Below are 12,804 nucleotides of genomic sequence, written 5' to 3' on the forward strand. Positions count from 1 at the left end.
TTCTAGGATTCCCTGGGTGCCCCTCTCCCCCTTGTAGAGTCTCTCAGATTCCAGTATCCTGACTGCTATACAGCCCTTTTCCCTAAGGATAAACCCCTTCAAAACAGCCACAACTGCTTAATGACGGAATCACATCCCCCCAACAGGTCAATCCCACTGGCAGAGGAAAAATTTATTCAGCATCATGGAAACAACCTCGGCAGTAAAGGAGCAGTCTCTTGAATAAGCCTGACGACCCACGCCGCCGAATACAACCGTACCTCTGGGGTGCTCCCTAGAAGAATCGCCGCAATGTCTGCTGCTGCCTCAGAAATTTTACTGATTCTCCTGTTGATCATCGCCAATGGCATTTTTGCCGGTGCTGAAATCGCAGTGGTCTCCGCCCGCAAAGTCCGTCTCGAGCAACTGGCAAAACGGGGTAAACGCAAAGCGAAGGCAGCACTGAAACTCGCCAACTCCCCCAATAATTTTCTTTCGGCTGTACAAATTGGCATTACCCTGATTGGCATTCTCAGTGGTGCTGTGGGGGGTGCCACCCTTGCTCAGCGGTTACAGGTTGCCCTCAGCTCCCTACCTTGGTTGGGTCAATACAGCCAGCCCCTGAGTATCGCCATTGTGGTTACGGGGATTACGTATCTTTCCCTTGTGATTGGCGAACTGGTGCCCAAGCGGATTGCCATGACGTACCCGGAGGCGATTGCCTGCAACATTGCCAAACCCATGACATGGCTGACAAAATTAGCAGCGCCGGTTGTGCATTTATTAAGCGTTTCCACAGATACCATCCTGCAAGTATTGGGCATTGCCACCACCGCCGAGCAAACGGTGACGGAGGATGAAATCAAAGTTCTGATTGAACAAGGGGCACAGGCGGGTCTCTTTGAAGTGGCCGAGCAGGACATGGTGGCGCGAATTTTCAACCTCGGCGATCGCCCGATTCAGTCCATCATGACCCCCCGCACCGATATTGTCTGGCTGGACATTGAATCCCCCCTTGAAGAAATTGAAGCCGAGATTCTGGCCAGCTCCCATTCGCGGTTTCCTGTTGCCGAAGAAACCATTGATCACTGCTTGGGGATTATTTCTGCCAAGGACTTTTTAGCTGCCCGCTTAACGCAGCAACCCATTGATCTCCGCCAGCTTTTGCAACCAGCGCTGTTTGTCCCTGAAGGTCTACCGGCACTCGATGTCCTTGAACTCTTTCGCCAGTCGAGTCAGCACATGGCTCTGATTACCGATGAGTATGGGGGGATTGAAGGGCTGGTAACCCTCAACGATCTCACAGAGGCGATTATTGGCACGCTGCGCCATAAGGAAGGCGAAGAACCAGAAATTATTCAGCGGGAGGATGGCTCTTGGCTGTTGGATGGTCTGCTTTCCACCTATGAACTCAAGGAATTGCTGCGGCGAGAAAGTTTACCTGAGGAAGACACTGCTAACTACCACACTCTCGGCGGGCTAATCATTACCCTTTTTGGTCGCATTCCCCAGTCGGGAGACTACATTGAAACCGATGGCCTACGCTTTGAAGTGGTGGATATGGATGGCAACCGTGTGGATAAGGTGCTGGTGACCGAACTGGTGAGTGATGATGCCCTTGCCGATGAGACCCACACCAAGGAAAAAGATTAGCGACGGCGCAGATCTGCTAGCGTGCGTTGCAGCGATCGCCAGCGCTGTTGTCGCAGTTGATTCAAGGCGCGCTTCAAGGGGGTCAAGGGGGGGTGCTCACCGCCATAGCGCCAAGCGACATAGCCTTGTGTCAAGGTTTCCATGGCACGTTGGCTGATGGTATCCAGACGGCCACAGGTTTGCAGCGATCGCGCGTATTCCCAAGGGGTTTGATTGGGTCGCTTGGGCAATCCCTGCTGTGCCAGACTATCGAGCATTTGCACATAAAGGCGGGGGATCGGCGGTAGTTTTTGCAGGCGTTGCCGGTATCGCCATGTATGGAGGGCATGCCACAGTCCCCAGACAAGGATGACGCCACCAAAGAGGATGAGAATCCCTTGGACAATGCCCCCTAGCCCCTGACTAAACAGATCAACGAATTTTTGCAAAGCGGTTTCGAGGGTGGCAAAGAGGGTACCCAAGAATCCCGTAACTGGGGTGGGCAACCAGCCGGTGACCCACTGCCAAAACTGCTGTAGGACGCTAAAGGTCTGATCCACCTCTAGGGTTTGAGGATAGAGATCATGGCCGGGAATTGGGTCGAAGAGAAACCAGCCCAGGTTGGGGAAGTAGGCTTCTGCTAAAGCATAGGCATCGGTGTTGCGAACCACGTATAAGCCCGTAAAGGGGTTAAATTCCCCTGTGCCCAAACCGGTGACCAAGCGGGTGGGAATGCCGATACTGCGCAACAGCAGCGTCAGGGCACTGGAAAAGTGATCGGGATAGCCCCCCCGCCACTCAAAGAGAAAGGCTGCGACCAAATCTTGATCTTTGCCCAGTTCAGGAATATCGGTTTTCAGGGCATAGGATTGCTTGAGAGCTTGGGTGAGGTAGAGAGCCTGCTCGTAGGGTTCAGGAATCGGGCGATCGGCTTTGGCAAGGAGGTCTTTAGCCAGCGCTTGCAGTTGCGGTTTCAGATTGCTAGGCACCTCTAGGTACTGCTGATAGCCGAGGGAATAATTAATTTTGGGTGCTTTGCGCAACAAAGAGCGATCGCGCACGGGCACTTGGGAAATCACTGAATAGGTTAACCCCTGCGGCAAAGGCACCGGCGCCCGCAGACCCCCATCAGGATCGCGGGCAATTTCACGGGTTGGGAAATAGAGTTCGCGGGGGTCGTAGAGGTGGGGAATCAGGTTACTGAACTCAGAAACAATGGTGTAGGTCTGAATCACTTCCCGCGTCGGCATTTGGGAGAGTTGTTGCGGCAGTAGATAGCGAAAACTCCAAGAAGAGCGCTGCAGGATCTCTGCCTCCTCATTGCGACTAATGCGCCAACCGCGCCCTGTATATTTGTCAAAGGCAAGAACCCGCCAAAAACCGGGAGCTTGCGATCGCACCCGCATCAGTTCCCGTGGCATCATGGGCAGGCCAAAGGTCTGATCAATTTCACTGTTAAACCCGTAGTAAAAATTGCTGTCAAAGGTCTCAGCGGGGCGATCGCTAACGTTCTCTCCAAAGGTTTGATTGGCCAGCGCGTCACCAACCCTAGACTGCCCCTGCCCGCGAATAAAGCCCCGGTTAATTACCCGCGCCTGATCAAAGGTGCCCTCCACCTGAATATCCGCACTGACCGGCAAGGTGCGAATCTGATAGCCGGGGAAACGCGGCAGCAGTACAAAGACCACCATCCCCAAGCCGAGAATCAGGGCAAACAGTCCCACCCATTGCCGCCAGGGAAAGCGCAGGGATGTCAGTGTGGTGGAGAGCAAGCCAAGGCGTGAGCGGTAGTCGAGAACAAGTACCGGGAGGGCGATCGCCAAAAAGATCAAAAGAAACACGCCAAAGGCCATGGTTTGGCTAAGGGTGGCGGCGACACTGATTAAAATCAGGGCAATCACCATCGAGTAGCCCAAATCCTTACGGCGGGGCAGGTCAAAACTGTGGAGCACCTGCAGTTGAATCAAGAGTTCGGTCAACAGGATCCGTGAATCTTGGCTGAAGGTCGCCAACCGCCCCAAAAAGAAAGCCAATGCCGTCAACATTCCAACGGCGATCGCCAGCTTCGCCACAACATTTCTCTGCCGCCGGGCCCACCAACTCCAACCAAAGCCCGCAATGGAGAGGGGAACTGCCCAAAGACTATTGGCAGTCTCTGCCGCCACGTCCGTTGCCACCAGGCCGACAATCACCATGCCCAAAACGCCAAGACGCAGCAGCAGGGAATCCTCCACCTCTTTGGCGGGAGCCAGCATCGGTGAATTGGCAAGGGGTTGCAACCAAGAGGGAACCATCGGACGGTAGCGGCAAACAGTGCTCTGAACCTCAGCCGCCCGCGATCGCCGGAATGATGCTCACCTCATCCCCATCTTTGAGGGGGGTTTCCAGGCCGTTGAGGAAACGAATGTCCTCATTGTTGACGTAGAAATTCACAAATCGCCGCAGTTGGCCATTTTCATCACAGAGCCGCCCTTTGATGCCGGGGCAGTCCTGCTCTAGCTTTTCCAGAAGCTCAGCAATCGATTGGGCTTGACACTCCACCGTCGCTTGATCGCGGGTGAGTTTTTGCAAGGGAGTCGGAATCAATACGGTAACAGCCATAGACCTTCACCAACCATCCATCAATTTCACACAAGAGCAAGAAAAACCTAAACCAATACCGGTTGCCAATCCAACCGTTCAAGGGTGCGCGATCGCTCCAAGGCGCGCTCGAAGCTGGCCAACTTGGGTTCAATTGTCAGGGGTTGGCCAATGTCATTTTGCACTGCCTCTTGAGTTTTTAGACCATTGCCCGTGATATAGACAACCGTCACCTCTTCCGGGTCAATTGTGCCTGCCTCCACCAGCTTTTTGAGAACGGCAATCGTCGTGCCGCCAGCGGTTTCGGTGAAAATTCCCTCTGTTTCTGCCAGCAGCTTGATCCCCGCCACAATTTCTTCATCGGTGGCTGCCGCGATCGCCCCATTGGTTTTGCGGGCAATATCCAAGGCATAAACGCCATCAGCAGGGTTACCAATGGCAATGGATTTGGCAATGGTGCTGGGCTTCACCGGTGCCACAAAGTCCCGCCCTTCGGCATAGGCTTGGGCAATGGGAGAGCAGCCCGCTGCTTGGGCACCACTACAGCGCACGGGTTTGTCGGCCACCAGACCCACTTCCACAAATTCGCGGAAGCCTTTGTAGATTTTCGTGAACAAAGAGCCGGAGGCCAAGGGAGCCACAATGTGGTCGGGAAGCTGCCAGCCCAACTGTTCAATCACCTCATAACCAAGCGTCTTTGACCCTTCCGAGTAGTAGGGGCGCAAATTGATATTGACAAATCCCCAGCCGTGGGTATTCGCCACTTCTGAGCACAGGCGATTGACTTGGTCGTAGTTGCCCTCCACGGCCATCACCGTTGGTCCATAGATGAGCGTGCCCAAGACCTTGCCCGCTTCCAGATCCGCCGGAATAAAAACGCAGCAATCTAAGCCGGCGTGGGCTGCGATCGCCGCCGTTGAATTCGCCAAATTGCCAGTACTGGCACAGGAGACCGTTGTAAAACCCAATTCCCGCGCCCGCGTCAACGCCACCGACACCACCCGATCCTTAAAGCTAAGGGTGGGCATATTCACCGCATCGTTTTTGATGTACAGCTGCTTGAGTCCAAGGCGCCGCGCCAGCCGCTGGGCTTTGACCAGAGGAGTCATCCCTGTGCCCACATCAATAGGGTTGACCGAGGTCACGGGCAAAAAGGGACGGTAGCGCCAAATGGACTTCGGTCCCGCCTCAATGGTGCTGCGCGTTACGGCTGCCGCCAATCGGTTGAGATCGTATTTCACCTCAAGCGGACCAAAACAGTATTCGCAGACGTGAATCGCTTGGGGTTCGTACTCGGCACCACACTCTTTGCACTTGAGGTGGGTAAAATAGGCGGTTTCGGTGGTAGAGGTCAACGTTGCGGTCATGGGTCTTAAGCCTGCCTCAGACAAGTTGTTGACCATCCTAGCAGGGGGCGATCGCCCTGTCAAATATATCCGACTATTTTTATCGGGATTTGAATGACCCCAAAAATTCTTCCCGTTGGGGATGTGGTGCTAGTCATCGGTTGGCGCTATCCTGTGGCTTTTTCAGACTTCAGCGAATAGGCATATGCACCGTCACCAGCTTGGTGCCATCGGGAAATGTTGCCTCGACTTCTACTTCTGTGAGCATTTCCGGCACCCCCTCCATGACATCGTCACGGCTGAGCAGCGTTGTGCCATTGTGCATCAAATCAGCAACCGTGCGCCCCTCTCGCGCCCCTTCCAAAATGGCAGCAGAAATACAGGCCACCGCTTCGGGATAATTGAGCTTGAGACCCCGTTCTTTACGACGTTCGGCCCCAAGAGCGGCGGTAAAAATCAGGAGCTTGTCTTTTTCTTGAGGAGACAGTTGCGTTGTTCCTAGGGCTAAACACTTGCTTTGGCCTCTATCTTAACTTCTGGCTTTGGTGCCCAGAAAATCAATGATGGATAAAGTCAGACTGCGACAACACTATATTGAATGGCGGCAGCACTTGAGCGATCGCGAGTGGCAAGACCGCAGTCGGCGCATTTGTCGGCACGTGCTCAATCATCCCCAGTTTCAACAGGCAACTACGGTGTTGACCTACGTCCCCCATCGGCGGGAACCGGATTTGCGCTCGCTCTGGTCACTGCCAAAACAGTGGGGGTTGCCCCGTGTCGTGGGTCAAGAGTTGCAGTGGCATTGTTTTGACGGCAACGCAGATGCCCTCCAGCAAGGTCGCTATGGCATTTGGCAACCTCCTTCTGAGGCACCCCTGATTGAACCGTCGCGTGTTGATCTGTGCTTGGTGCCTGCCGTCGCCTGCGATCGCCAAGGGTATCGTCTCGGCTATGGAGCCGGTTTTTTCGATCGCCTCTTTGCCCACCCCGACTGGCAGCACGTATGTCGCTGGGGAATTGTCTTTGAAGTAGCAGTTGTAGAAGAACTGCCCCGTGATCCGTGGGATCAGCCCCTGCAAGCTATCTGCACTGAAGTCGGAATCTTGATACTAAAGCCCTAGTTTTGCTAACACCGGCTGCGGTATCTTCCAGTAGCCAAGAATTTTCCTTAAATGTGCCTGAGCCACAACAACTGGCCTTCTTCAGTTCCACAAGCTCTATATTCAACAGGGGGGCGATCGCCCGCGTTGAGAGGTCTAGTTCCCGACAGGCGCCCTGAGCCACACAACCGGGATAATAGGCATAGCGTAAAGCAGACATGCACCTTGAAAAGCCTAGAATCTGCCCTTAGTCTAGCCAATCCTCAGGTTTACTCGTGTGTCCCGCTGCTCAGGTATAATCCTAGGATTTAGAAACCAGTCCTTGTCTTTTAGTCAAAAGCTCTGTGTTACCACAAGCCAATTTCTTGCAGTTCTTTCAACAACCCATGCTATAGGAGTGCTATCTTGCGTTACTTATTTAGTTCGGAGTCTGTCACCGAAGGTCACCCCGATAAGATTTGCGACCAAATTGCCGATGCCATTCTGGATGCTCTGCTCAGCCAAGACCCCCAGAGTCGCGTTGCCGCTGAGGTCGTGGTGAATACGGGTCTTGTGCTGATTACTGGGGAAATTACCACCAAAGCACAGGTTAACTACGTCAACCTAGCACGGCAGAAAATCCGTGAAATTGGCTACACCGACGCTGAAAATGGCTTTGCCGCCAATAGCTGTGCCGTCATCGTTGCCCTAGATGAGCAATCCCCCGATATTGCCCGAGGGGTGGACACCGCCCAAGAAGCACGCGAACACCTGAGTGATGCCGAATTGGATCGCGTTGGTGCGGGCGATCAGGGCATTATGTTTGGCTATGCCTGCAATGAAACCCCTGAGTATATGCCCCTGCCGATCAGCTTGGCTCACCGTATGGCACGACGGTTGGCGGCTGTGCGCAAAACCGGTCAACTCCCTTACTTGCGTCCTGATGGCAAGACCCAAGTCACCGTCATCTACGAAGATGGTAAACCCGTGGGCATTGATACGATTCTGATTTCCACCCAACATACGGCCACCATTGGTGACATTAGCGACGAAGCTGCTGTTCAAGAAAAGATCAAAGCCGATCTATGGGAAGCAGTCGTCAACCCTGTTTTTGCAGATCTGGCGATCAAACCCGATGACAAGACTCGTTTTCTCGTCAATCCCACGGGCAAATTTGTGATTGGTGGCCCCCAAGGGGATTCGGGACTCACGGGACGTAAACTCGTTGTGGATACCTACGGGGGCTATGCTCGCCACGGCGGCGGTGCCTTTTCTGGGAAAGATCCCACCAAGGTGGATCGCAGTGCCGCCTACATGGCGCGTTACATCACCAAAAACATCGTTGCCGCAGGCCTAGCCGACAAATGCGAGCTACAGATTAGCTATGCCATTGGCGTTGCTCGCCCCGTGAGCCTCTTTGTGGACACCTTTGGCACAGGTAAACTGGCTCCGGAGCAATTACTGGCGTTGATTAAAACCCACTTTGATCTGCGCCCTGCTGCCATTATCCAAACCTTTGGTCTGCGTCACTTGCCCCAAGATCGTGGTGGTCGCTTTTACCAAGAGGTGGCTGCCTATGGCCATTTTGGCCGCAATGATCTCGACCTACCCTGGGAAAAACTCGATAAGGTTCCTGATCTGCAAGCGGCTGCCGCTCAGTTTCTAAGCGCAGTCTAAGAAAATATTGGGGGGGATTGCTCCCCCCTTCACTTATTGGATGACTCGTTGCAGGCAGGTTTGTGCCGTGTTCGTGAGCATCTGGCGCACTTCTGGGGTCACGTTGGTCTGTACATTTTCACCGATCGCCTGAAATTCTGCCAAGGTCAGTGAGGATTGCAGTTCATTGATTACACAGGTACAGTAAGCATTACCGTATTGCGCCATTTGTGGCACCTGCTCTTGCAGGGCAGTCGTACATTCACTGGTAAATCGGGAAACCACTTCTGGAGGATAGGGAGCAGCGATCGCCCCCCCGTCGAGGGAGACAACACTCAAAACAGCGCAGGTTATGGAGGATTTTTGTAGTAAAGACATACTTTTTATCCCTCGTGTAGGAAAAACTTCCAATGCCCACTTTTTAGTGACTCCTCTAGTCTAAGCAGGTTCCAAACAATGTGCCACTTTAAGCGATCGCCCCAGGATGAAGATTTACATTCCTAGAGGCAAACGTTACACTAAAAAGATTGGACTATAACAACACTGTTCACCCTAGCCCTATGACCCTATACAACCCCTCTTTGTACGAAGAACCCATTTCCCAAAAGAACTTAACCGCTGCGGGGCGTTCGGATTGCTCCATTTTGGAATGGTTACAGCAAACGGGCCGGTTGATTGCCCGCGATGGCAATGAGGCAGACCCCCTTCTAGATAGCGCCCTAGATGATATGGGTGAAATTGAGGAATTTGTGGGTGACTCCTTGGGCGATTACGACGAAGAAGATGATTTAGGGCTTGAGGAGTAGCGCACGGATGCCCCTATTATCGGAGTGACGTGCTGGATATTCCCATGCCCTACCCTAACACTACTGCGCCGGCCAAGCCCACTTGGCTAACAGGGCAGCGACTCTTTTGGCTTCTCAGTGTTGGTTTACTGGCTAGCGCTGGTGCCTACGATACCCTAAAAGATCATTGGCAGCAGCCGTTGCAAACCTTAACGGTGCCTTGGTTGGTGAGTTTTGCTGTCGTTGCCATTTTAGGGATGGCCATGGTACCCATGCTGCAGCGGCTGAAAACCGGGCAAATCATTCGCGAAGAGGGCCCGCAATCTCACCTGAAAAAGTCGGGTACACCGACGATGGGGGGCATCTTTTTTGTGCCCACGGGGTTAGGTCTGTCGCTCCTGTGGACGGCGGTTGCCCAAGGGCATCTATCGGCAACGGTGGGGGCGATCGCCCTCCTTGTTCTGTGGTACGCCGCCATCGGTTGGTGGGACGACTGGCAAGTTCTGCGGCGCCAATCCAACAAAGGATTATCGGCGCGGCTGCGGCTCGTTCTTGAGGGCATGGGGGCGGCTCTTTTTTGTGCTTGGCTGGTGGTCAGTGATCCCACGGCAACGGTAGTGACTGCTCCTTGGGGGTGGGTTTGGCCCCTTGGCCTGGCATTTATCCCCCTGGCCATTTTTGTGCCCATGGCGGAAGGGAATGCCTTGAATCTCACCGATGGTCTCGATGGGCTGGCGGCCGGCACGGCGGCGATCGCCCTGTTGGCTTTAGGAATGGTGTTGACTCCCCATCCCGATTTGCAAATTTTGGCAGCGGCCATGAGTGGTGCTTGTGGAGGCTTCCTTTGGCACAATCACCATCCGGCGCGGGTGTTCATGGGGGATACGGGTTCCTTGGCTCTTGGCGCCCTCCTTGCCGGCATTGGCTTGGCCGGTCACCAGCTCTGGGAACTGTTTATTGTCAGCGGTCTTTTTTTTGTGGAATCCCTGTCGGTGATTGCTCAAGTGCTCTACTACAAGGCCACCAAAGGCCCCGACGGGGTGGGCAAACGGCTGCTGCGCATGGCGCCTTTGCACCATCACTTTGAATTGGGGGGCTGGTCAGAACTGCAGGTGGTCGGTACGTTCTATGGCATAGCTGCCCTCTTAGGACTGCTCTGTGGCCTCCTGAAATGGCTGGCCTAAGCCGATAGGGGGAAGGGCAATGAAAGCAGCAGTACTCTACGGCAAAGAAGACGTGCGCATCGAAACCGTTGCCGATCCCACACCGGAACCGGGGGAAGTGGTGATTCGCGTGCAGGCGGCCACCACCTGTGGCACCGATCTGAAGGTATGGCGGCGCGGTGGGCATGCGCGGATGCTCACGCCACCCATTCTCTTTGGCCATGAAGCAGCGGGGGAAATTGTCGCTCTAGGAGCAGGGGTGACAGGCTGGCGGGTGGGCGATCGCGTGGTGGCCAATAATTCTGCCCCCTGTGGTCGGTGTTTTTACTGTCAGCGGCAGGCCTTTTCCCTCTGTCCTCATCTAGAGTTCAACAACGGCGCGTTTGCCGAGTACCTCAAAATTCCCGCCAGTATTGTCCGCCAGAATTTGCTGCCCATTCCAGAGTCTGTCTCCTTTGCCTTGGCGGCGCTTACCGAACCCCTTGCCTGTGTCCTCCACGGGGTGGCCCGCTGCGGCTTTGACCCCGCCATGGTTGAGACGTGGCCGAGTCCACCGCAAATTGTGGTGCTGGGGGATGGTGCCATTGGCCTGATGTTTGTTGGGGTTTTGGCTCAACAGGGGGCACGGGTTTTCGCCTTCGGCGGATCCGAGCGGCGGTTGGCGATCGCCCGCACCTTTGGGGCCGAGCAAACCGTTAATCATCACGGCTGCAGCGATATTCCCGCCGTCGTCAAGGACTGGACGGAAGGACGGGGCGCCGATATTGTCATTGAAGCCACGGGGCTTCCTGCAGTCTGGGAAACCGCCATTGCCTGTGGTCGCCCCGGTGCCACGATTAACCTTTTTGGCGGCTGCCCCCGCGACACCTCGATCCGCGTGGATACCGAGCGCCTGCACTACGAAGAACTCACCCTCAAGGGGGTATTTCACAACACGCCGGCATTTGTCCGGCAAGCCCTACAGTTGATTGCCCGTGGCACCCTCCCCCTTGAGCAGCTCATCAGTGGCCAAGCCCCCCTAGGGGAGATTGAAAACGTCCTCCAAGCCATGAAGGCACGCCAAGTGATTAAAGTAGCGCTGCAGCCCTAGGGAGTCATTCCCGCAGCAGTAAGTAGTACAATTGCCCCGGCGTATTGATGAGACCCGCCCGCCCCTTGGCTCCATCTCCCGTGCCCATGAAAATATCCACACGCCCCGGTCCGCGAATGGCACTGCCGGTATCCTGATCTAAAACAAAACGGCTGACGGGGATTGACCGCCATTGTCCTCGGATGTGAAAGGGAAGTTGAGTGTGGATGACCGCCAACGCCCCCGGTGGCATCAGGGATCTATCGGTGGCGATCGATCGCTCTGGGGTGACCGGCGTAGAGAGGCTCCCCAGGGGAGGGCGCCCTTGGGTGGGTTCAAAAAAGACAAAGCTGGCATTGCGAGGCAAATAGCGATCCAGCTCCCCAGGATTGGCCCTAAAGTAGGCAATCAGACGCGGCAAGGTCAGTTCCTCGCGGGCAATTTTGCCCTCGCGAATCAGTTCTTGGCCGATACTGGTGTAGGGGTGATGGGTTTTGCCGGCATAGCCCACGGTAAAGCGGCGACCGTCGGGCAATTGCAGCTCCGCCGAGCCTTGGACATGAACGAGAAAGGCCTCTAGGCGATCGCGCAAATAGACCAGTTCCAGACCCCGCAAAGGGCCATTACGCCACTGCTGCCCATCGGCTCCCTCCAGTTCCAAACGGGTGGGATGGGGCTGCGGCCACTGCTCAAAATCGGGGGGACGCCGAAAGAGAGGATAGCGGTATTCTGGGGTGGGCACTAAGCTGGCGCGGTAGGTGGGGGCATAATAACCCGTAAAAACTACTTGCCCTTGACCATCCGCCCCGATGGACTGGTAAAACACAAATTCCCGTTTGACGGCTGCTTGGAGGGCTGTGGCGGAGCGATGGGTTTGGACGAGGTGGCGAAAGCGCTCAAGGGAACGGATCACCCGCTGATGGAGATTCGACCCAAGGGCGGTACCCGGTTGACCGGGAGCCGTATAGGCGGCATAGTCCCGGCGTGCTTTATCACTGCGCAGGTAGCGCAAACTGTGGTCAATCGCTTGCAGCAGTCGTGCTCGCTCTTGGGAGGACTGCCAGAGCACCGTATCTAGGGCAACTGTGGGCGGGAGTTGGCTAGGGCGGATGAGGGGAGCAACCGTTGGTGCTGTGGCGATCGCGCTCGTTGCGAGGATCACGACCCCCTGAATCCCTCCTGCGAATAAACCCGCCATAGCCATAGACGTTAGGCAAACCGATCCACACTGGAGGCAAACACGGGTTCCACCCGAATGGCAAACACCTTCGAGGGACGCACCACCATGTATTCCCCTTGAATATTTTTAATGGGAACGGAAATAAAGTCGTTAGAATCTGCTTTGGCCGCTAACTCGTTGCTGTACCACTTCTGGAAGTCTTGAATGGTGGGGAAGCGCACCTCCTCACGGTGACCGCCATCCAGAAATAAATGAACCGCAAATTCAGAAGGGGTTCTCGGCATAGGCGCGATCGCTCATCCTTATCATGCACATTATCCCCCTATTATCGCCGT

Annotated in this window: 13 protein-coding genes and 1 pseudogene; 6 read left to right on the forward strand and 8 right to left on the reverse strand. The window is 55.0% G+C overall.

The window, feature by feature from the left end; all coding sequences use genetic code 11:
- The first annotated feature begins 291 nt into the window (after positions 1 to 291).
- On the forward strand, positions 292 to 1,632 hold the full coding sequence (locus ACK4IR_RS01295; RefSeq protein ID WP_409871551.1) for a hemolysin family protein: 1,341 nt from the start codon (positions 292 to 294) through the stop codon (positions 1,630 to 1,632).
- On the opposite strand, the gene ACK4IR_RS01300 is transcribed toward ACK4IR_RS01295, so the two are convergent.
- The 4 genes from ACK4IR_RS01300 to ureA form a co-directional block, all read right to left on the reverse strand.
- Positions 1,629 to 3,905, reverse strand: a complete 2,277-nt coding sequence (locus ACK4IR_RS01300) for a DUF3488 and DUF4129 domain-containing transglutaminase family protein (protein WP_409871554.1) — start codon at positions 3,903 to 3,905, stop codon at positions 1,629 to 1,631. The genes ACK4IR_RS01295 and ACK4IR_RS01300 overlap by 4 nt on opposite strands.
- Before the next feature lie 31 nt (positions 3,906 to 3,936).
- The gene (locus tag ACK4IR_RS01305; protein WP_181496404.1) at positions 3,937 to 4,212 is read right to left on the reverse strand and encodes a MoaD/ThiS family protein; all 276 of its coding nucleotides are present in this window, start codon (positions 4,210 to 4,212) and stop codon (positions 3,937 to 3,939) included.
- A 47-nt stretch (positions 4,213 to 4,259) separates the two neighbouring features.
- Positions 4,260 to 5,558 (reverse strand): threonine synthase, encoded by a 1,299-nt coding sequence (gene thrC / locus ACK4IR_RS01310; protein ID WP_409871557.1) that lies wholly within the window; start codon positions 5,556 to 5,558, stop codon positions 4,260 to 4,262.
- Positions 5,559 to 5,727: 169 nt separating this feature from the next.
- The gene (ureA, locus tag ACK4IR_RS01315) at positions 5,728 to 6,024 is read right to left on the reverse strand and encodes an urease subunit gamma (protein ID WP_409871712.1); all 297 of its coding nucleotides are present in this window, start codon (positions 6,022 to 6,024) and stop codon (positions 5,728 to 5,730) included.
- A gap of 76 nt (positions 6,025 to 6,100) precedes the next feature.
- Here ureA and ACK4IR_RS01320 point away from each other — a divergent pair, with 76 nt between their 5' ends.
- Positions 6,101 to 6,658 (forward strand): 5-formyltetrahydrofolate cyclo-ligase, encoded by a 558-nt coding sequence (locus ACK4IR_RS01320; protein WP_409871560.1) that lies wholly within the window; start codon positions 6,101 to 6,103, stop codon positions 6,656 to 6,658.
- Positions 6,659 to 6,677: 19 nt separating this feature from the next.
- Here the strand turns inward: ACK4IR_RS01320 and ACK4IR_RS01325 are convergent.
- Positions 6,678 to 6,857: pseudogene (locus tag ACK4IR_RS01325) on the reverse strand (heterodisulfide reductase-related iron-sulfur binding cluster); the annotation flags it as partial.
- 185 nt (positions 6,858 to 7,042) lie between these two features.
- Here ACK4IR_RS01325 and metK point away from each other — a divergent pair.
- The gene (gene metK, locus ACK4IR_RS01330; RefSeq protein ID WP_409871562.1) at positions 7,043 to 8,293 is read left to right on the forward strand and encodes a methionine adenosyltransferase; all 1,251 of its coding nucleotides are present in this window, start codon (positions 7,043 to 7,045) and stop codon (positions 8,291 to 8,293) included.
- Positions 8,294 to 8,326: 33 nt separating this feature from the next.
- On the opposite strand, the gene ACK4IR_RS01335 is transcribed toward metK, so the two are convergent.
- Positions 8,327 to 8,650, reverse strand: coding sequence for a hypothetical protein (locus ACK4IR_RS01335; RefSeq protein WP_409871564.1), 324 nt, complete (start codon positions 8,648 to 8,650; stop codon positions 8,327 to 8,329).
- A 182-nt stretch (positions 8,651 to 8,832) separates the two neighbouring features.
- Between ACK4IR_RS01335 and ACK4IR_RS01340 the strand changes: the two genes are divergently transcribed.
- The 3 genes from ACK4IR_RS01340 to ACK4IR_RS01350 are packed head-to-tail and all read left to right on the forward strand — an operon-like array spanning position 8,833 to position 11,310.
- The gene (locus tag ACK4IR_RS01340; RefSeq protein ID WP_409871566.1) at positions 8,833 to 9,078 is read left to right on the forward strand and encodes a DUF3134 domain-containing protein; all 246 of its coding nucleotides are present in this window, start codon (positions 8,833 to 8,835) and stop codon (positions 9,076 to 9,078) included.
- Between the two features lie 44 nt (positions 9,079 to 9,122).
- Entirely contained in the window at positions 9,123 to 10,241 is a 1,119-nt protein-coding gene (gene mraY, locus ACK4IR_RS01345) for a phospho-N-acetylmuramoyl-pentapeptide-transferase (RefSeq protein WP_409871715.1), read from the forward strand.
- 19 nt (positions 10,242 to 10,260) lie between these two features.
- A complete protein-coding gene (locus tag ACK4IR_RS01350; RefSeq protein ID WP_409871569.1) occupies positions 10,261 to 11,310 on the forward strand; it encodes a zinc-dependent alcohol dehydrogenase in 1,050 nt (349 codons plus the stop codon).
- A 4-nt stretch (positions 11,311 to 11,314) separates the two neighbouring features.
- Here ACK4IR_RS01350 and ACK4IR_RS01355 read toward each other — a convergent pair whose 3' ends face one another.
- Together ACK4IR_RS01355 and ACK4IR_RS01360 are read right to left on the reverse strand one after the other, a co-directional pair.
- Positions 11,315 to 12,487: a murein transglycosylase A gene (locus tag ACK4IR_RS01355; protein WP_409871572.1), complete on the reverse strand. Its 1,173-nt coding sequence runs from the start codon at positions 12,485 to 12,487 to the stop codon at positions 11,315 to 11,317.
- 11 nt (positions 12,488 to 12,498) lie between these two features.
- Positions 12,499 to 12,753, reverse strand: coding sequence for a hypothetical protein (locus ACK4IR_RS01360; protein ID WP_181496414.1), 255 nt, complete (start codon positions 12,751 to 12,753; stop codon positions 12,499 to 12,501).
- Between the last annotated feature and the right edge of the window lie 51 nt (positions 12,754 to 12,804).

The organism is Thermosynechococcus sp. (assembly GCF_046299635.1).
Lineage (GTDB): Bacteria > Cyanobacteriota > Cyanobacteriia > Thermosynechococcales > Thermosynechococcaceae > Thermosynechococcus.